Annotated in this window: 13 protein-coding genes; 8 read left to right on the forward strand and 5 right to left on the reverse strand. The window is 35.8% G+C overall.

Annotation, left to right across the window (positions count from 1 at the left end):
* Nucleotides 1-186: 186 nt before the first annotated feature.
* From DRF60_RS03640 to DRF60_RS03655, 4 genes are all read left to right on the forward strand, one after another.
* The gene (locus DRF60_RS03640; protein ID WP_123902624.1) at nucleotides 187-6,399 is read left to right on the forward strand and encodes an RCC1 domain-containing protein; all 6,213 of its coding nucleotides are present in this window, start codon (nucleotides 187-189) and stop codon (nucleotides 6,397-6,399) included.
* 81 nt (nucleotides 6,400-6,480) lie between these two features.
* Nucleotides 6,481-7,023 (forward strand): hypothetical protein, encoded by a 543-nt coding sequence (locus tag DRF60_RS03645; RefSeq protein WP_116010763.1) that lies wholly within the window; start codon nucleotides 6,481-6,483, stop codon nucleotides 7,021-7,023.
* 105 nt (nucleotides 7,024-7,128) lie between these two features.
* The gene (locus tag DRF60_RS03650) at nucleotides 7,129-7,551 is read left to right on the forward strand and encodes a transposase (protein WP_116010764.1); all 423 of its coding nucleotides are present in this window, start codon (nucleotides 7,129-7,131) and stop codon (nucleotides 7,549-7,551) included.
* A 240-nt stretch (nucleotides 7,552-7,791) separates the two neighbouring features.
* On the forward strand, nucleotides 7,792-8,127 hold the full coding sequence (locus tag DRF60_RS03655; protein WP_116010765.1) for a helix-turn-helix domain-containing protein: 336 nt from the start codon (nucleotides 7,792-7,794) through the stop codon (nucleotides 8,125-8,127).
* Nucleotides 8,128-8,671: 544 nt separating this feature from the next.
* Here DRF60_RS03655 and DRF60_RS03660 read toward each other — a convergent pair.
* From DRF60_RS03660 to DRF60_RS03685, 5 genes are all read right to left on the reverse strand, one after another.
* Nucleotides 8,672-9,190 carry a DUF2911 domain-containing protein gene (locus DRF60_RS03660; RefSeq protein WP_116010766.1) on the reverse strand — a complete coding sequence of 173 codons (519 nt, stop codon included), beginning with the start codon at nucleotides 9,188-9,190 and terminating at the stop codon, nucleotides 8,672-8,674.
* 30 nt (nucleotides 9,191-9,220) lie between these two features.
* Nucleotides 9,221-10,912: a sodium:solute symporter gene (locus DRF60_RS03665; protein WP_116010767.1), complete on the reverse strand. Its 1,692-nt coding sequence runs from the start codon at nucleotides 10,910-10,912 to the stop codon at nucleotides 9,221-9,223.
* Nucleotides 10,913-11,012: 100 nt separating this feature from the next.
* Entirely contained in the window at nucleotides 11,013-13,520 is a 2,508-nt protein-coding gene (locus DRF60_RS03670; RefSeq protein ID WP_116010768.1) for a PIG-L family deacetylase, read from the reverse strand.
* 352 nt (nucleotides 13,521-13,872) lie between these two features.
* Nucleotides 13,873-14,544, reverse strand: a complete 672-nt coding sequence (locus DRF60_RS03675) for a hypothetical protein (RefSeq protein ID WP_116010769.1) — start codon at nucleotides 14,542-14,544, stop codon at nucleotides 13,873-13,875.
* Between the two features lie 443 nt (nucleotides 14,545-14,987).
* On the reverse strand, nucleotides 14,988-15,521 hold the full coding sequence (locus DRF60_RS03685) for a hypothetical protein (RefSeq protein ID WP_116010771.1): 534 nt from the start codon (nucleotides 15,519-15,521) through the stop codon (nucleotides 14,988-14,990).
* Nucleotides 15,522-15,979: 458 nt separating this feature from the next.
* On the opposite strand from DRF60_RS03685, the gene DRF60_RS03690 reads away from it, so the two are divergent.
* The 4 genes from DRF60_RS03690 to DRF60_RS03705 all read left to right on the forward strand — a co-directional run bounded on the left by DRF60_RS03690 (nucleotide 15,980) and on the right by DRF60_RS03705 (nucleotide 20,635).
* A complete protein-coding gene (locus DRF60_RS03690) occupies nucleotides 15,980-16,213 on the forward strand; it encodes a helix-turn-helix domain-containing protein (RefSeq protein ID WP_047486272.1) in 234 nt (77 codons plus the stop codon).
* A gap of 152 nt (nucleotides 16,214-16,365) precedes the next feature.
* A complete protein-coding gene (locus DRF60_RS03695; RefSeq protein WP_116010772.1) occupies nucleotides 16,366-17,214 on the forward strand; it encodes a hypothetical protein in 849 nt (282 codons plus the stop codon).
* A 210-nt stretch (nucleotides 17,215-17,424) separates the two neighbouring features.
* Complete coding sequence (locus tag DRF60_RS03700; RefSeq protein WP_116010773.1) at nucleotides 17,425-18,195, forward strand: hypothetical protein; 771 nt, start codon at nucleotides 17,425-17,427, stop codon at nucleotides 18,193-18,195.
* Nucleotides 18,188-20,635 (forward strand): DEAD/DEAH box helicase, encoded by a 2,448-nt coding sequence (locus tag DRF60_RS03705; protein WP_116010774.1) that lies wholly within the window; start codon nucleotides 18,188-18,190, stop codon nucleotides 20,633-20,635. The genes DRF60_RS03700 and DRF60_RS03705 overlap by 8 nt, the downstream gene beginning before the upstream one ends.
* Nucleotides 20,636-20,761: the final 126 nt, after the last annotated feature.

Consider the following 20,761-nt stretch of genomic DNA (forward strand, 5'->3'; position numbering starts at 1 on the left):
CAATAAAAAAATTAAAAATGATGAAAAAATGTAATCATATCTCACATGGGTGGTCCCTCGGGAGCAAAAACTGATTATTGAGTCTTGCTTTCCATAGAATGACCAGTGGCAAAACAATCAATATAAGATGGCATTTCAAAAATTAAAAACTAATGTATGATGAGAAAAAAGAAGCAAAAAATAATTATGAAACTCACAAAAAATCTCTTTTTATTCTTATTACTTTTTCTTGGTAATATGATAATTTACGCCCAGTGCAACGTCAATGCAGGAGGGAACACCGCGATATGCGGTACGTCCTATACCTTGCAGGGAAGCTCATCTGGCAGTACGAACGGAACACCGGTTTGGACACTTGTTTCCAAGCCGGTTGGTGCACCTAACCCCACAATAAGTAATGTTAATTCCCTGACACCTAATGTTACAGGGATGACATATCCTGGAAATTATGTATTTCAGGTAGAGCAAAACTGTAGTCCGGGTGGTTCGGTAACATCGCAGGTAAGTATTTTGGCTCCCGGTGAAGTTTCATCTTTCACTGCAGGACCGGATATTACCAATGTGAATGCTACAACAGGTACCGTTACATTAAACGGGGTTGTACCTGATGGATATACGGCATCATGGAGTGCTTACAATATCTACAGATGGGAACGAAGCAACGTAAAGACTAATCAGAATTCTCAGTTTAGCTCAACAACATCAGCTACAACAACTTTTAGCCTTATTAACAAAGCAAATCACGAGATTGATCCCGCATATGTGGTAACCTTAAGAATTACTTCAGTCAACAATCCTAATTGTTGGTATGAAGATACCGCTATTGTACGTTTTATCCCCAACCCACAGATACTTCCAAATGTGTCAACTTCCAAATGTGTTTCCAGCGGTGGAAGGCATTTTATTTCACTTCAGAGTACATCACCTAAGTTCTCTCATGGGTATTCTTTCACGCCGGGCTCTTCGGGGAACTTCGGCACGAGCATTACCATGAACGTTATCAGCCAACCGGCAGGGGGAAATATTGATTATCTGTATATTTATGATGATAATATAAATTTTACCGGCGTCAATGTTGTTGGAGTTTACAAATTTACTTTGACTGTTACGAATGCCAGTGGGACTTACACAACACCGGAAATCACCTATACTTTCAATGGAACACAGGCTAATCTGGTAAGTTTTCTGACACCTTCAAGACCTGAGCAAATGATGATTTATGACGGTGGCGGTTCAGGAGGTGAAGTTCATTGCGGTTACGCAGGGCTGTCTACACCTATTACATTTTATTATACTATTGATCCTGCGGATAATCCTGCAACAATAACTACAAATGTATCTACAATCGGTACTTTACCACCGGGGGGAGCTACTTCCATAGTAAACGGAGGTGCAGGAACTGCTACCCGAAGTGCAACCATAACACCACCTTCCGGTGGATGGAGAGTGGGAACATACAGGTTCACTGTAAGCAGAAGTAATGGAGGATGCACAGCTACACAATCTTATTACATCCACATATCTGATGGCAACCGTGCTGATGTAACAGTACCAAACACTACAGTATGTTACCCCGGATCAGGTGTCGTAACAGCGACAGTTCCGCTTCCTGATGTGTACAAAGGTATTGTGAACAGCAGCTATTTCCAGGATTTTGATGGCCGCTACAGAATAACATTGGTATCAAAACCTACTGGAGCCGCAGACCCTGTATTGGAACCTTATAACAATACATTATTTACCAATGCAACAACAACAATTTCCAACCTTAACATGCCGGGTGAGTATGTATTTAAAATAAAAGCAGACACATATACCGGAAGTGTAGGAGCATTCTTAGATAAAGAATATGCTTGCTCAAATGCTGAATTGGAAAGTGAATTCTCAGTATTCGTATCAGCACAGGTAGGCGCTAATGCGGGGTCTTCCCAAACATTGATCGGAACCTCCCAAACAAATTTTAATGGTAACAATCCGGGTGTGGCTACAGGTGAATGGACACTATTGTCAAAACCTGTGGGAGCTACCGATCCGGTTATTGCAACACCATCGGCATACAATACCAATGTTACAGGATTCAATTCTCCGGGGACCTATATCTTCAGATGGACAGTGACTACGGGTACCTGTACCAACACAAGCGACTTAACGGTAAATGTTATAAATGCAATTGCAGGAGGAGTTTCCGGAGCAGATTTCTGGGTAAAATCGGATGATTCGGGAACTATTGCCACAGCATGGAAAGACCATTCTGCCAATGCAGACAATATCCCCAATGTAGGAGGAATAACACTGGCTCCTGCAGACAGAGCACACAACTTCCATCCTTATACGACGGGATATTCTGCTTCAAAATTCTTTTATAATACAAATAGTGAACTAAATACGACTAATAATTATTTGGACCTGTCAATGAGAAGCTCGGTATCTGTTTTCTCGGCAGTAAGACCAACATCTGCGAATGGAACAGGTCGTATTACAGGAATCGATGACGATACGAATGCATCTGAACCAGGTATTTCTATTAATTCAGGAAGACCTCATATATACAAATATTTTGGAAATGGCTCAGCTCAAGCCAATAGTAACACAATGAGTGCCACTAATGCGTTTACTGCAAATAAAAGTTCAGTATTCTCTGCAATTCAGGATCAAGCACTTAATTCGGGAAGAGGAGAAAGAAGACTTGGGTTAGACGGAACCTATGAAGTCTTTAATTTGGGTAGCACAACAAATACCTTTAATGTTCTTGGAAAACACTTAAGAATAGGTCATGCTGGTTGGGATTCTCCAGGTGCTTTTCCCGGTGACATTATGGAAGTCGTGTGGTTCAAAAGAGCACTTACAACTAACGAGCAATCAAGACTAAACTCTTACCTTGCTGTAAAGAATGGTACTACATTAAACGAAAATTACCTTTCTACAGCCAGCAGTGTAGTTTGGGACAGAACAGATAATGCCGGTTATAATAATAATATCTTTGGTATTGCAAGAGACAATATTACAGCATTGCACCAGAAACAGTCTGGAAGTACAAATAACGGGCAGAAGCTTGTAATTTCTACTACCGGATTTACTGATAGCAATATTGCAAATACTACAGGTTTAGCCAGTGATTTACAATTCCTAATGACAGGAGATAACGGTTTGAAGCAAAGTCTTACAACACCATTGAGCTACACTACCGGTTCTAACGGAACAGCTAACTACCGTTTCGAATCAATCTGGAAAGTACAAAATACAAACAGTGTAAGCACTGTAACTGTTGCATGGCCAAAAGGCGTGACAAACTTATACCTTGTACAATCACCGGATGCTATTTTTGATGAAACCGATACTTTTACACCGATGTTTACAGAAGTTACTGTAAATGGTGTAGTGTATAACACAGCAAATGTAACCTTAACAAACGGACAATTCTTCACGTTTGCTGGTTTTGCACAGGCTCCGGGAGGTGTTTTAGGTCCTGATTTCTGGGTAAAATCAGATGATGCGGGAACTATTTCTACTGCTTGGAAAGATAATTCTCCTAATGCAGATAATATTCCGAATGTAGGAGGAATTACCCTGTCTACAGCAGATAGAAACCACAACTTCTATCCGTACACTACAGGATATACTGCCACGAAGTATTTCCATAATAATACTTCAGCAATGAATCCGCTGGGGAATGTAGAGTTGCCTAATACAAATACTTCTATTTTCTCAGCCGTAAGACCTACTTCTGTTACTGCAGGACGTATTATTGGAATTGACAACGATGCTTCCAATGGTGCTGAACCTGGGGTTTCTATTACCGCAGCAGGAAGACCTAGACAGTTTGAATTCTGGCAGACAACAACGTCATCAGATTTTTCAACGACCTTCAACAATGGGATTTCGAATGTATATTCGGCAATAACTAATAATAACACTGCAAACGGAGGAACTTCAACGATAGCAGGAGGAGAAAAAAGATTAGGACTAAATGGTTCTTATGAATCTTTTTCAGGTTTTGCCGCAGCGAATAAATTCCAGATTTATGGTACTAACCTAAGATTAGGACATGGCACATACGATTCTGCAGGTCCTTTCCCTGGTGATATTATGGAAATTGCTTGGTACAACCGTACATTAACAGCTAATGAGCAATCTAGAGTAAACTCTTATCTTGCTGTAAAGAATGGTGTTACATTAAATGAAAATTACCTTGCGACCAACAGCAGTGTAGTATGGGACAGAACCATTAATACCGGCTATAACAACAATATCTTCGGTATTGCAAAAGACGAGTTTACAACATTGCACCAAAAGCAGGCAGGAAGTGTAAATAATCTACAAAAGCTTGTGATTTCTACAACAGGCTTTGCTGATAGTAATGCAGCCAACAGCACAGGCTTAGCTACTGACCTGCAATACCTGATGACGGGAGATAATGGTCTTGAGCAAAAGCTTAAAATACCATTGGCTTACACAGCAGGTTCTAATGGTGAGGTTAGCCACCGTTTTGAGTCTATCTGGAAAGTACAAAATACCAATGGGGTAGATAATGTTACTGTCGCTTGGCCTATAGGAATCGACAATCTGTATTTGGTACAATCTGCCAATGAAACCTTCGACACCGGAGACACGTTTACCCCGATGACTGGTACAGTTACCGTCAACGGTACAGACTACAACACCGCTACCGTCACGTTGAGTGATGGAGAATATTTTACCTTCGCAGGACTTTTAGGCAATTATTGCTTTACCGGCGATTGTAATCCAAATACCTTTTTAAACACTTCAAACCCCAATACTATTGAGTATGACAATATGGTAAGCACCTTCCACAGCACCATGATGCACAACGCATCTACCGGAGCACTGATGGTATGGGGTGAAAGAATGGCAAACAATGGTACAGCTAACGTATTGACTCCTACTGAGGTCAACAGCACCAACTATCCGGCTCTTACCGGCGATATCCTCAAATTTACCAGCGGAAGCACGAGTCAGGCTACTGCTCAAAGTGTCGTTTTAACCACTGACGGTCTGTTTGCTTGGGGACAACAAGGGACTTTGATTTCGACAGGCCTTACAAGCAGTACCACCTTTCAAAAGATAAGTATAGGAACTTACGGAGTAAATGGCGGTGCACCAAAGGCAGACGGTTTACCTGACGGGGTGGCTCCGGGGGATGTCAAAATGTTGTTTGGTACTTACAAAACATTGGCATTGACCACCTGTTCCGGAGAAGCCTGGGTATTGGCTCAAAGTTCATTGCTTTACGCTGATGGTACACCAAGCACCACTGCAAACCAACAGCTATGGCACCGGGTACATATTAACGCTACTACTACACTCGACAATGTAGTAACTATACGGGGAACTGGTTCTCAGACGTTAATGGCATTAACTGCCACTGGCGAGGTATATACCTGGGGGAATATCACATGGTTGGGGAATGGCAGTCCTCAAGCAGCTAGAACATTCGCAACACAAATGACTTTACCAGCGGGTGTGACCCCAAAAATGATAGGGGCAACCGGTAGTACTAATACTACCTATTATATATTAGGTACTAATAGCAATGTTTATAGTACAGGGACAAATAGCAATAGACAACTCGGTAATCTTACTAACACGACCAATAGCAACGTCTGGGTACAGGTACAGAAATCAGCATCGGCGGGAGATTACCTGACCAATGTGGTTTGGATAAGTCCAAATGAACACGACTATTATGGTTTTGGTTCTATCAATGTGCTGACGGCAGACGGCAGACTATGGGCTTGGGGAATTGATGATAGTTATATGCTTGGAGTAACAGGTGCTGCAATCCATCCTACTGAGATGCCGGGCAGTATTCTTGCCACCGCTCCTTACGACATCGGAAAACTGAACTGGACAGACAAAGTGACTGCTGTAGAAACCGGCGGGCATACCTCTATGACCCTTAAGGACAACAGCAATAAATATGGCTATGTGGGACATAGGATTAATGGAAGTATGGGTGATGGTACAAGCACAAATGCTATTGAGAATAAATATAACTTTGCAGACACCCCAGAGATAAGCCTTTGTGGAGCACCGGTACTACAGGGACATTGCTACAAGCCCGGAATAACTGCTGGTACTTCATTAGATACAAAAGTAGGTGTCACTGCTCTTAACAGAGCTGGAGCGACAGACAGTGATAATTGGCCTATGACCCGTAAAGGTGGATGGTTAGCACTAGAAGCTAAAACCAAAGGTTTTGTACCAAACAGAGTAGCATTTAATGCATCAGGAAATCCTATCGGAATTCCGGTTGCCAACTTTGTAGAAGGTATGATGGTTTATGACACTGTCAATAAATGTATGAAGATATATACTCAGAAAGAGGGTGATACTTCTAAAGCCTGGCATTGTATCTCCACCCAGACCTGTCCGGATTAAAATTAATCTTTAGTTGGCAACCGGCAGTATTTCACATTAGCTATTGCCGGTTTGCTAACTATTAAACAAAACATTACAAAAATGAAAGCAGTCATAATAACAACATTTACATTGATGTTAGCTGGTATAACAGCAAAATCACAAGTCGCAATCGGAAAACAGAGCGTGGCTAATACTTCGGTTTCTTTAGAATTCGGCAATACCGAAAACAGAGGCTTTATCCTTCCCTACATAACCGACAAAACCGGTATTACGGTAGAAGGAAGCATCATCTATGACACAACAGATCATAAGGTAAAATACCTGAAAAGCTCAGGAGTATGGGTTAACCTTAGCGAAGACGACAGCACGGCAGCTACTATCGGAGCAGCAGATCTGTCTATACAAGGATTGGATAAAACAGAAAAAGCGACGGCAAAAACAGCTATCGGGGTTAATGGGGCAACTGATACAACAGATGGTATTCTGGTATTAACTGACGCAGACAAAGCAATGATTCTGCCTCAGGTTGCAAGTCCTCATATAAATATCATCAACCCGGCATCAGGAATGATGGCGTACGATACTGTGAAAAAACAGCTTGCTATATATAATGGTACTGTATGGAGTTTCTGGAAGCCTTAATAATTTACAAACAGTACAGAAAACTGGTCTGTGCAGTTATATTATAGATTTACTTTAAATGTCAATTTGAGCACCTAGAAAGGTGTCAAAGCAAAAAATTTAAAAATGAACTTCAAAAATATTCACATAGGACAAAAACTAATAGAGAGGGTTGCAGAAAGCGGGGTAGAAACATCCCGTATCTGCAATTTTTTGAAATGCAGCGTAGAAGAAACAGAAGAAATGTATAAGGCTAAAAGTCTTGACTCTGAAATTCTGCTAAAGTGGAGCAAGCTTCTGAAGTATGATTTTTTCAGATTATATTCCCAACATCTGATCTTCTATGCGCCACAGACAACAGCAGATGATAAGATAAAAGTTAAGAAGTCTTCACTCCCAAAATTCCGGAAAAATATTTATACTAAAGAAGTTATAGATTTTATGATAGAACAGATAGAATCAAACAAAATGACAAAGGATGAGGTTGTGATAAAATACAGAATCCCTAAAACCACTTTACACAAATGGATAAGCAAATATAGAAGCTGATAAAGCTGCTGGGAAAAGAACTACATATAAAATTGTACTTTGATAGAAAACCCGATATGGTAACTCAAGAATAATGGATACACTAGTAGATAGTGACCGGATAGCCTTATCTGTTTTTCCACAATAGCAAGGCTATATACTTATAGATAAGGTTTCATAAAAATATATGAAATACTAGAACTCTGAATTTACTCTAACAGCTGCCGGACAAACTTTAATAGCAACTAATCTTATATTAAAATGAATCAAAATACGAATACCAAACCAGACTACAAAGCTATCTACAGAGACATTCTGCATCAGAAATTTCCGCATAAAATGGAGGAATGCCTGCCACTCATCGAGAAAAAGCATTTGGCTGCCATAGATATCCTTGCACTTAATCAGAAAATCTTTGGTCAACTTAACGCAGATTCTAAGAAAATAAATCAGAAATACCGCTCCTATAGCAAATCGGATATTTTGCAAATCTTAGATTATCAGAAAAAAAAGAAGCTCAACAATAAACAAGTAGCAATACATTTCAACCTAAGCAGAAACTCAGTTTCTAAATGGAAAAAAATATTTTTAGTGTGACGAACTATTTAACTTGTGGGCACCAGGGTTACTTTAACAGTCAAAAATCTATGGATAAATATCTTAAAATATCATCCAAAATTTTGGATAAAACAAAATAGAGTTGGCAAATTGCCAACTCTATTATATTCAAATTGTAACTTTTTCTAAGTTACTAAAAGCTAATGCTCATAGTCAAAAGATTCGAACCAAATCACCTACTATCTAAATAACAACAATATATCTTCTAAAAAAATAATTAAATGAAAAGGATTCAACAGCCAATATCATTCACGTTACCTTAAAAAGATTTTTTTGGTAATGGCAATTATTATACAGATCATAAAATAAGCCAAAACGGCAAAAAGCTACATTAACAGTTATGATTCAGATTTCTTGAAATATAACTTAACCTGAATCATGGCAGTAAATTGTAGATGATTAAAATAGACGTTCTATACTATTTAAAGAGGATGATTCGAATATTAGCAAGCTCATATACAGCCTATTAAAACTTTTATCTAAATCCCGGGTTAACCGGGATTTTAATTTCTGATATTCAAATTTATTTGATCTCTACAGGAACTGAGATTTTATCCCAATCCATTGTGAATCCGTTATTGTTTATTTTATACACTAAAGTTTCCTGTGTTGCTGATAAAGCCTTGGTTTTTACATCAACACGTAAAGCATCTTTTCCTTCTTCGTACTTATAAGCGCCCCATTGTTTTGGCTCTTTGTTAAAAATCGCAGTCCAGGTTCCACTTTGTTTAGGGATTAAGAAAAAGCTGTATTTACCTGCAGGAAGCTTTTTACCCTGAACGGTAATGTCTTTATCCGTTTCGAAAGTAGTTGCTTCATTGGCACCTGCACGCCAGACTTTATCATAAGCTTCCAGACCACCCCAGATGGTACGCCCTTTAACAGAAGGACTGCTATAGGCTATGGTAATGGTAGCATCTTTAATTTTTCCTGTAGCAGTAGCCGGAGGACTTGCTGGTTTTTTAGCTTCCTGCGCAAAGGCATTCACTGAAATTGTCATTGCAGCTACAAGTACGGTAGCAGTTTTGATCATTGCTTTCATAATAATATTTTTGTTTGATTGTTTATTTGCTTACGAATTTACTGCTTTCGGCTTATAAAACAGTAATCCGATTGCAGAAAATATAATAACTGCTGCTGCCCCAATAACATTAAGCCAAAGGAAGGAAATGATATCGAACTGATAAACGGCAATAACCGTAATTTCTGATAAAATTGCAGAAATAAATACAATCGCCCCGTTAACTTTTTTATAATAAAATGCGACAAGAAAAATTCCCAAGATCGGGCCGTAGAAAAGAGAACCCAATACATTAACCGCTTCAATAAGGGAGCCCATCTGGGTGGCAAACATGGCAACACCGATTGAGAAAATACCCCACGCTAAGGTGTGCAGGCGACTGTACTTCAATTCGGTTTTTTCATCAGGAATTTCTTTGCTGAATATCAAATGAACATCTTTTAATGAGCAGGCAGCAAGGGAATTCAGCGCTGCGGAAATTGACCCCCAGCTGGCCAGAAAAATAACGGCAAACAGTAAACCGATCATTCCTACAGGCAAGGTATTTTTCACGAAATACAGGAAAATGTAATTGGTATCCGTTTTCTCCGCATTGTAGTTTGAATGATTGATTGCCTCTTCTACCCTGCCGTGAAGTTCTTTTACCTGAGTTTGTGTATTTTTAAAATCCTCTATTCTTTCTTTAAGTTGGGGAGAATGAGTTTCTTTCAGCTTTAGAATTTCTTTCGATTCTGCATTAAATTTGAGTTGTAAATCCTGATGCTCTTTTTCAAAAACCGCAGCCTGTTCAGGTTTTATTTCCTTTAAATGCTGATACGAGCGTTCGTTAAAATAAATCGGAGCCGGTTTTAGAGAAAAGAATGCAAAAAGCAAAGCACCGATCAAAAGAATAGCAAACTGCATAGGAATTTTAACCAATCCGTTCAACAGCAGGCCCATTTTTGCATTGGTATTGTCTTTCGCAGTAATATACCTCCCGACCTGACTCTGGTCTGTACCGAAGTAAGAAAGCGCCAGAAAAAAACCGCCGATCAGCCCGCTCCAGATATTGTATTTATCTTTCCAATCGAATTCTGTAGTGATTACATTGAGCTTTCCGGATTTCCCTGCCAGATACAGTGCATCGTTAAAACCAATTCCATTCGGCATATTCTGAATAAGCAGATACCCGGCAAAAGCCATGGTTCCCAGAATAATGAGAAACTGTAATTTTTGGGTATGAGCGATCGCTTTTGCTCCGCCAACATAGGTATAAATCAACAGAATGCCCCCCGTTAAAACATTAGTCAAATAAATATTCCAGTTTAAAACGCTTGATAAGATGATACTCGGAGCATAAATACTGATTCCTGTGGATAAGCCTCTGGAAAAAAGAAAAAGCAGAGAAGTGAGTACCCTTGTTTTTTTATCAAAACGGTTTTCCAGATATTCATAGGCGGTGTACACATTTAAGCGCTGAAAAATCGGGATGAAAGTGATACAGATAACAATCATCGCCAAAGGCAAACCAAAGTAATACTGAACGAAACGCATACCGTCTGTATAAGCCTGTCCCGGTGCCGAAAGAAAAGTAATGGCACTTGCCTGTGTAGCCATAATCCCTATCAGCACAATGTACCAGGGCATTTTATTATCTGCTTTCAGGTAGGATTCGTTGCTTTTTTGGCCACGGCCGATAAATACGCCGTAAACAACCACTGCAACAAGTGTAAAAATGAGAACAGTCCAGTCTATAGTACTCATGCCCAGAATTTAGTAAACAAATAATAAAATACGATCTGCAATACTAATGCAGCTGCTAGTAATATGTACCAGGTAGTCCAGTTTTTGAGTGGTTTGTTCATTAGTTTTTCTGTGCAGATAAAAAGTTTAAAAATAAACGTGCCGCCCCGACATTTCCTGCAGGCAGCTGTCTGAAAAATGCCAACGGTGTGTAAATAAAATTACCCTTCCCATATTTGGCACATAAAGTTGATCCCTGCAGAGGCTCCTCACCTGTATCGTGCATTTCAAAAAGCGGTTCATACGCTGCATCCCATTGAGCAGGGAAATAGGCACCGCGCTCCTGTACCCAGTCTTTAAAATCATCCGCAGTAATTTTGTTCGGAAAGTTAAGTAATTTATGATTGGGATTTAAAAAGGTAACCGCAGCATTTTCTTCAGTAACACGCTTATTGGCAATACTGAAACTGTACATTCCCAATTGGTCAACGGTTGTATCCTGGTTGGTGTTATACTGCATCACCAGATTACCGCCGGCTTTTACATAAGACCATAGAAAAGGCATCCAGCGACCCAGCTTTTTCTCCGTGTTATTGGCACGAACACCCAATACAATGGCATCATATTGCGACAGCTTGTTTTGACTGCCGTTTCCAGCAGATTCATTTAAGTTGCCATAAAAATCTTCGTCTTTCAAAACATCCACCTGAATACCTGCAATGCGTAGGAACTCAGGAATGAAATCGCCCGCGCCTTCTATGTAACCTACTTTTTTAACCTTCACCTGAATATCGCCTTTCATTACGGTTACAGATGCAGGCGTAAAATATTGTAAGGAAGGTAAATGCGGATATTGAATTAATACCTGTTTTTTATTATAAGTGACTCCGTCTGCAACAAAATTGGCATCCAATTGCAAACGAGCCGAATGTATTGTGGCAAGCTTAGTTTTTGGAATAACGTAGTCGACAGTAAAATCATTCCCATTGAGCGAACTTAAATCAGCGCCCCCTAATCGTTCCCCGTTATACATCAGGTTTAAGACACCCTTATTTTTGAACTGTTTGTTGGAATTAACCTTAACATTTAAACTCAAATGTAAATCTTCATTTTCCTTGACCACATAAAGCGGTTGGGTGAATTTCAGTTCCAATGCAGGAACAATGCGCAAGGCTTCAACCACATCACCACGCACAGGGTCTAATTTCTTGAAAGATAAAGGAAGCTTAACCTTAAACTTTTCCGAACCTATTTTTAAACCAAGCAAAACATTCAGTGGTGATTCTGCCTCAGGCAAACCGGTTAAAGTATCATTCGGAACAGAAAAAGTGGCTGCGTCCTTGGCTGGTTTTGCCAACCAGTAAGGTTCTGTGAGCGCTGCATCAGCAGGAATCTGAATATCATGCTGAATGGTAATTAAAGAATCTTTTGACAGTTTTCTGTTGAAGCTTTCTGATTGACTTAACCATTTAACGTTTTCTAAAACGACAGGATTTACAGTTCTTGAAATTAAATTTAACCTGAAATTGTAATGATCCCCGGCAACAGCTTCAGCCTGATTGGTAACCACCTCACCCATAAAACCGGCACAGCTTAAAATGATATGATCAAGAGATTTAAGTTTATCCTTTTTCAGGTCTCCATCTTTGAGTGCCATTACCTTTTTTCGCAAAGCAAGCAAAGCAGGCAAGCTAAGGTCCGGATTATTGAAATTGAAAGCAGAAATAATTTTATCCAATGACTGGTCAATATCAGCACTTCCTTGTGAAGTCCAGGTTTTAAATACGCCATCGAAAAGTGTTGTTTTTGCAGGCTCACCAATAACATGGGCAAAATATTCAGTTCTGATGCCGGCTACAGACTGTGTTCCCGCACCCTGGCTTTTATGTAAACTTCTGCTTAATCCTGCCAGTTCACCATAGCCCATTCCCAGTTGCGCATCATATTGCCCAACGGTAACTTTCAGTTGATTTTCAGCTGTTGTATTGACTCCGCCAAACCGGAAAGTATTCCATAATACACGTTTTGGTTGCCATACATTAACATATTTTAGTTGATCTGGGAAAGCAGTTTTATCGCCCGCCAGCTTAAAAGCTTTTTCCGCCACCACGGCCGAAGCCGCATGTTGTCCGTGACCTGCCGCAGCAGTAGGAGGAAAACGACAAATGATAATATCAGGACGGAATTTACGGATGACCCAAACTACATCCGCTGTAATGCTATCTGCATCCCATTGTTTAAAGGTATCAGTCGTATTTTTAGAGAACCCGAAATCAATCGCACGGGTAAAAAACTGTTGGGCGCCGTCTAATTTTCTTGCTTCTAAAAGCTCATGTGTTCTGATTAAACCCAATGCGGCCCCCTGCTCAGTGCCTAATAAATTCTGCCCACCATCACCTCTGGTTAAAGACAAATAGCCCGTTTCTACATTTTGGTCGTTGATTAACCAGGAGAGTAATCCGGTGTTTTCATCATCGGGATGAGCCGCAAGGTATAAAACTTTAGGCAGGTGTTTAAGTGTTTTGAGTTCACGGTAAATTTCAGATGATTTTGAGGGCCGAACCTGCTGGGCCGAACAAAAAACCGTATAAAAGCCAAGAATAAATACAGTGCTTACTTTTTTGAACATTTGAATTTGCTTTGCAGGACAAATATAAGTAAATCATCTTTCTTTCAACCTTAAAAGAATGAGACTGTGAATTTCACAAAAAAACTGTTTAATTTTTTATTAAACCATAAAAGGCACAAAAGATTTTATTTTTTAAACACTTTAGTACATTTTAGAAAGTTTAAAGGAATACCGCATAATTAAGTTCACATAAGATGAAAATCTTTGATTTTCAAAAAACTTTAGTGTACTTCTTATTCACAAAGTATATAACTTAAATAGCTTAAGTGTTTAAAAATCTTTTGTGACTTTTGTGGTTAAGTTTAAACAGACTTTATCTATAAATTAGAGTTTCAAAGAAAACAAAAACTACTTATGTTTTTCTAATGGTATTCCGTGTAAGATAAATATAATTAAACATACAAAATGTGGCTGCCGCCCCGAAAGTATGCCATAAAAAGTGCGTTCCGAAACTCAACCATTCCCGTTTATCAATGATGCGGAAAGTAAGTGCGAGCGCAAACGACAATAAAGCAAAGCCTACCCATTTGCCGGCTTTCCATTGGGTATAAATCAAATAACGTACTACCGAGAAAAGGACAAATGAAGCCATGATTGCATAATTTATGTTGATAAAGAGAGAAGTATTATCTGCCAAAATCCAATTTCTTAAAGCCAACATGAGCATTAGGTATACAAGAACCATTACAACAGCATAGTACCATCTGGTGCTCTGAGCTACAAAATAAAATCCGGCAGATAAACAGAGCAACATAATGGGCATCCAATCCATCATGATAAATACCGGCCATTGTCTGAATGAATGGTAAACAGTTCCCCCTATGGCACCAATATATAATAAAACTAAGCAGTAAGTTAAAAAAGGATATTCTTTAAAGTTACCCTTCATTTTAATGGTCCAAAAAATGGCTAAGGCTAAAAATAACAGAGCAGTTACTGCATTAAATGGCTCAGGGAAAAACTGAGTCATATCTGTTTCTTTATATAACATGCCTCCGTCCGGAGGTATTTGGTTTATTGGCATTGTCTTTAATATACTTCTTCTAAATATAGAAAAAATTATGGCATGCTATACCCGGATGTGCCTGATTGTATTTATAAAAATGTTAATTCTACTCTCATTGCTCAATAGATCATATTTGAAATTATTTTTTGATTAAAAAGACGAACGTAAAGCTTTTATTATGAATGAGAAGAGAAAACCTAACAGGTCTTTTGAGACCTGTTAGGTTTAAAAAAATCCGCGTCATCTGCACAATCCGCGAGAGAAAATATCCACAAGATCTGTGGGAACCAATAATACAAGAAATTTGCTGGGCATTATTTTTAATTCACGCAAAGGCTTTTATTTTGATACTGCTGATTTCGGAGGGCAAAGAACAGAACCAACTTTGTTGATTCGATGAAGCGGACGTTTTGGCAGTACGTTTAGCCACCAATGAAGCTGCAGTGCTTTGCTCACTTTGATCAATCAGCCGTCTTCTTTTCCCTCCTTCTTTGAAGAATAAGGTGTGCAGCATCCAGCATTTTCACCGTGTGAATGTAAGGCATAACGATATTCCTTTCCGGCATATTTTCATAGACGCCCATTGAGAAATAGACGATTCCGGACATAAAATAATCAAATTCTTTGAGGGTGTATTCTCTGAATGCTTTTTTGAAAACCAGCAGAGGATTCCGGTATTCCTTCTCCGAAAGCAGTCCAAGAACCCACGGGGAAATCTTTTCCGGCCGGGTATCGACCGTCCATTTCTTTTCCTTCAGCATGATGAGATAGCCTGCCCGGATCAACGACCTCATCGACTGATGAAACTGAAAGATGACCGCCGGATCTTCATTGATCCAGCTATTCCTCTTTACTGCATAATTCATAATGTTGCTTAGTTTTTCCTTGGAAACATCCAGCTCATTGAACTGAAAGAAAGTTTCCATTAGCTGCAACCCGGAGCGCTTCTTGCCTGCCCGAAACCGGGTATCAAAATCTGTTTGTATCTTTTTCATTGTTTGTATTTTTTTATGGGGTTCAAAAACTAATTATTGATTGACATTTTCTCTGAACCATTAAGATCTTTTAAGGGGTTAAGAATTATTAAGGACATAGCTGAAGCTATTTTTTAAACCACAAAAGTCACAAAAGCTTTATTTTAAACACTTTAGTGATTTTTAAGTTTAAATACTTTGCGCATAGAAGTTCACATAAGCCTTTAAAAATCTTTGATTTTTATTCTTTTGAGAGCTTTTATTATTTCATAACATCTATGCAAATAGCTTTTGCTTCTTTTGACTACGTCGAACCTCCGTTTGTGGTTAAGTTTAAACAAGTTTTTTACTTAAAACCTTCATTTTTCTTAATGGTTTATTTTTTCATGAGTTTGTATTTTTTTATAAATGTAAGAAAAGAAATCTAATTACGGTCGATCGACCGTAATTTTTTATTATTTAATTATTTCATTTGTTCTATGACAGATATAAACGAAAAAATTTGTTTATACATTACAAAAAAATGGTTGATACCTTGGCTTCAAGAAGGCAAGTCACAAAATTCTTTTGCCAAAAATCATGGTGTAGAAGAAAGTACCATCAGAAAAATTAAAAGTGAAGAAACTTACAGAATACCCGTTGAAACACTTTTTAAAATATGTGAAGCAAGAAAAATTAGTTTATCTGATTTCTTTAAACTTATAAATGAATAATCCTGACGAGAGTTGGGATTTTTCGTTGTTATAAATGATAGATGAAGCATTATAAAATGTAAAAAGTGATTTTATCTTTGCCATTGTAGATAAGTCCTAAGAAGGTATACGTATAGTTTTGTATATTTGGATATTAGCATAAATCTACAATAATGTGTCATATATTTAATTTTATATTTAACAAACAATTTTTACTGAGTATATTAGGTCCGTTGATTGCTACAGGAACAGCATTACTAGTTTTTTATCTAACCCTCAAAAAAGATAAAGGGAAGGAGAAGAAACGAAAAAAGGCTGAAATAAAGAATAGAATACGAAACTTTAAGAATTTGTTAGTTTCCTCAAAAGATCATGCTGAAAATACAATTTCGAACTTATCACAAATGATAAATAGATATGAAAATGATTTAATCTCATTTCAGCTACTACGATTTTCACCTAATAAATCATTTGAAAGATTAGATCAGAATTTAAAAAATGAAAACTATTTTCAAGCTTTTATTAAGAATTATGGTAAAGATAAGGTGGACAATTTTAATCGGATTTCCCTAATAATTGACTATTTTAATTTACAAATTGAAAGTTTATGGAAAATGGTTGAAAGGGCCCAAAATCATGATTACGAAAGAAAAAAAACATTTAATGAAATTAGTAAAAAGGCTATAAATACAATTGCAAGATTAACTATAATAACTGTTGATAGAATAAGCGAAGAAGAACTAGAATATATTGGCCAAATTTTGGTGGATTACCATATAAATATGGTAAACTCTATTGAACACAATTATATTTATTTAAGACGATTTTTAGAAGAAGGGTTACGTAATCAAATATCAAATCCAAATATAACTGATTTGATTGAGGATATAAAAGAAGCATCAGAGTTATTCAATGAAATACAATTTCAAAATCAATGTCATAAAGAAGATCTTATTCAAATTAGAAATGAAATGCAACTTTCATTGGACAGATATAATTTTGAAATATTAAATTTAGAATGATACTGTAAACATTATAAAAATTTTGGTTGAAACCCTATTAATATAAGTTGAGAATGTAAAGATTTTATATAATCAATAAAATCTGGTAAAAATACTGATTGAAAATTTTAAGAGGGTTTTTATTTTTGGTGTTTACGGAAATCCGTAAGGTAATAATATTTACTGTTTTGTATATTTAAAAAATCATATTGTAAACTACAAAAAATATAAATGTTTGGAAGATATAAAATTAAGCTATCGGAAAAGATTACACTTCACTTAATAAATATTGAGTCATATTCTCCAAGATTAAAGAATTATATTGAAAAATGCATTCACCAAATCTGGAATGGAGATAATGAAATTATTGAAAGTCATAACGATATTAAACTTACAAAGACCGAACTCAAAAATTTATTAGAGAAAAAGACTGATTTGCAAAAAAATGGTATTGTATCTGAATTCATTTGTCATTTGTATTTGCGCGCAAATAAATTTAATCAGCATTTCCTTTTTAGTAATTTAGAAGAAAAAGGAATGAAAAAAGGTTTTGATGGTTTATATGGTATTAATAATGAATTCTATATTTATGAAAGTAAATCATCTTTAGAAACAACTCTTGACGCTACTCATAATTCTAATATCAGTGAAGCATATAATGATTTAAAAAAGAAAATTGAAGGCGCAAATACAACTAATAACCCCTGGAAAAATGCCCATCATCACTCTACTCTTAGGGCTGTAAATTTTAGCGACAACATTTCAAAAACTTTAAAAAAGTTATCAAAAGAATATGTTGACAAAAAATTTGGAAAAATTGACACTTATAACATAATTCCGAGTTCAACAATTTTTTTAGGTGATAGATATGATAAAATTGATAAAAATGATCTTCCTATTAAGATAGCTAATCTAACAAAAAATTATAATTGCAAACATTTAAATATACTTTGTTTAAACAAAAAAACTATTCAAAATTTTATAGACTATTTAGATGAGTAAAATTACAAGTGTTGAGAAAAGGCAATTAACTACACTAAAAAATAATGCTGAGTTTACTAGTTGTTTTAAAAAATTAATCTTCAACAATAAATTAACATTTGAGGAAGCTCAATATATACTAACTGTTGCTCTAATATTCTTTAGATATTATAATAATGACAAGAGGTTAAAGGGATATTTCAATATAGCTTATTATATAGTTTTAAAATATGGGTTGGTTAATGACGATTATAGACCTCTTTATGATATATCATTACAAATAGGCTTTTATCCAATTTCAGAATTTATTTTGGCTAATAATTTATTACATGAAGAATATCTACATGAATCTATAATAAATCAAGAAATCAGGACATTGTACAACAATTCAAGTTACATTGAAACTGTTGAACAATATAATACATCTAAAGAAATTTTAGAAAGAATATCTTTAGAAGATTCATCATACATTGCACCAACCTCATTTGGAAAAAGCTCAATAATCCGTGAAGTTATTAAACAAAACGACTTTTCTAAGATTGCAATTATCGTTCCTACTAAGTCACTCATAACACAAACTTATATTGACATTAGAAATTTAGAATTAAATTATAAACTAATTTTACATGATGAAATGTTCAACGGAGAGGAAAGGTTTATAGGTATTTTAACTCAAGAAAGAGCAACAAGATTAATTAATAAATTTAATGTTAAATTTGATATATTATTTATTGATGAAGCACATAATATCCTAAGAAATAATAGCAGAAATCATTTATTGTCAAGACTGATTATGCTAAATTATAAAAACAACCCGAACCAAAGGTTGTTGTATTTATCTCCTCTAGTAAATAATTCGCAAAATCTAAAAGCTAAATTCACATCTGAAGGACAAATATTTCAAAGCAGCATAAAACATAACTTAAAAGCTTATGATGTTTTTTATTTAGATAAAAGAGGAGTACTGTCAATATTTGATAGATTTTCTAATGAATCATATGAACTTGACAAAAATTCTTCTTTTATCAATTACATAATTACAAATACTCAGGAAAAGAATTTTATATATAACTATCGACCCAAAAATGTAGAGCTAATTGCGAAGAAGCTTTCTTTATTACTTGAAAATATTGAAAATGAAACTTTAGTCAATATATCAAGAACTATTGCTAGTGAGATATCTGAAGATATTGATTTAGTTACTTTAGTTAGAAAAGGGATTATATACTTACACGGTAAACAACCTACAATTCTTAAAGAATATTTAGAATATCAATATAAAGATATTCTAAATCTAAAATTTATCATAGCAAACTCAGTTATTTTAGAAGGTATAAATTTTCCAATTGACACACTATTCATAACATCCACATATGGATTAAATGTTAAAGACCTTAACAATTTAATTGGCCGAGTTAATAGATTAAATTATGTTTTCCAAAGTTCATTATCTAAACTTGTATCTAAAATTCACTTTGTTGATTCAGAAGAATTTACTGATAAAGTAAGCAATATGCGAAATAAACTTTCTTTGCTTAGAGAACATACTTTTAAAGACGAAAATAAAAATCCTTTATTGGAAGGTTATAATGTTGAAGAGCTTAAATTGACAAAAGACGAACTTATAAAACAAAAAGAAAAAGATAATAAACTAATAAGTTTTACAGAATTTCTAATCAACGAAAATGATGGTTCTTTAGAAAATAGAATAAAACATAGTTTTATAGAAAATAACATTGATGATTTTTACTGGGATATAGAATCTGCAATTCCATTAATTATTAAAAATTTTGAAAACATATCAGATAAAAGTAATGTTATATCAACTATTTATGAAGTTTTCATAATGAATATTGAGAATCAAATTAAGGACTATGAAATCGAACGATTAAAAAATGAAAAAGCGAGAAACTACTACAAGAACTATATTGATATAATACAATTATTAAGTTTAAAAGATAAAATTATTAACACATTAAATTATTTTGAAGCTAAGGCTAAAGATATAAATGATAGTCATTTATTTATTGGTCGTTCTTTTGGGGAAGTAATTAACCCTTCTCCAAAATATAAAAATTATGAATACCTGCAAGAAGTGTATATAAATTTACGTGGGAAAAGTAGACAACAGTTAGCAAATATTTCTTTGGTTAAAATTAAGTTGGAAGAAGATTTTGTTAGCTTCAAATTAAAAAAATTGATAACTTTTCTTTATGACTTCGAATTAATAACAAAAGAAGCCTACTTTTTAGCTGTCTATGGAACTGTTAATGAAGAAGTAATTAATTTAACTAGAATTGGACTTGGACCTAGTGTAACGAAAATGTTAAAAGAAAACAATCAGATAGAAAATATTTCTTTCGATCAAAATGGGAATTTAACATCTAATGATGCATTTAAAATCTTTTTAGCAAATCAATCAGAATTATTTAAATTTGAAATTAATAAATATATAAAATAAATAGTTACTCCCATGCTCTCCGAAATCTGACTTTGAAGCAAGCTTAAAAAAAATAATCTTATTTCACTAACTCAAAGTCGGGAAACCTTCCACAACAAAGCCCAATATTTTAAAAATGATGATTGC

The sequence above is a fragment of the Chryseobacterium elymi genome (assembly GCF_003385495.1).
Classification (GTDB): domain Bacteria; phylum Bacteroidota; class Bacteroidia; order Flavobacteriales; family Weeksellaceae; genus Chryseobacterium; species Chryseobacterium elymi.

Excerpts from the sequence above, each read along its gene's own strand:
- DRF60_RS03640 (WP_123902624.1), top strand. The coding sequence starts at position 187 with ATGAAACTCACAAAAAATCTCTTTTTATTCTTATTACTTTTTCTTGGT.
- DRF60_RS03645 (WP_116010763.1), top strand. The coding sequence starts at position 6,481 with ATGAAAGCAGTCATAATAACAACATTTACATTGATGTTAGCTGGTATA.
- DRF60_RS03650 (WP_116010764.1), top strand. The coding sequence starts at position 7,129 with ATGAACTTCAAAAATATTCACATAGGACAAAAACTAATAGAGAGGGTT.
- DRF60_RS03655 (WP_116010765.1), top strand. The coding sequence starts at position 7,792 with ATGAATCAAAATACGAATACCAAACCAGACTACAAAGCTATCTACAGA.
- DRF60_RS03660 (WP_116010766.1), bottom strand. The coding sequence starts at position 9,190 with ATGAAAGCAATGATCAAAACTGCTACCGTACTTGTAGCTGCAATGACA.
- DRF60_RS03665 (WP_116010767.1), bottom strand. The coding sequence starts at position 10,912 with ATGAGTACTATAGACTGGACTGTTCTCATTTTTACACTTGTTGCAGTG.
- DRF60_RS03670 (WP_116010768.1), bottom strand. The coding sequence starts at position 13,520 with ATGTTCAAAAAAGTAAGCACTGTATTTATTCTTGGCTTTTATACGGTT.
- DRF60_RS03675 (WP_116010769.1), bottom strand. The coding sequence starts at position 14,544 with ATGCCAATAAACCAAATACCTCCGGACGGAGGCATGTTATATAAAGAA.
- DRF60_RS03685 (WP_116010771.1), bottom strand. The coding sequence starts at position 15,521 with ATGAAAAAGATACAAACAGATTTTGATACCCGGTTTCGGGCAGGCAAG.
- DRF60_RS03690 (WP_047486272.1), top strand. The coding sequence starts at position 15,980 with ATGACAGATATAAACGAAAAAATTTGTTTATACATTACAAAAAAATGG.
- DRF60_RS03695 (WP_116010772.1), top strand. The coding sequence starts at position 16,366 with ATGTGTCATATATTTAATTTTATATTTAACAAACAATTTTTACTGAGT.
- DRF60_RS03700 (WP_116010773.1), top strand. The coding sequence starts at position 17,425 with ATGTTTGGAAGATATAAAATTAAGCTATCGGAAAAGATTACACTTCAC.
- DRF60_RS03705 (WP_116010774.1), top strand. The coding sequence starts at position 18,188 with ATGAGTAAAATTACAAGTGTTGAGAAAAGGCAATTAACTACACTAAAA.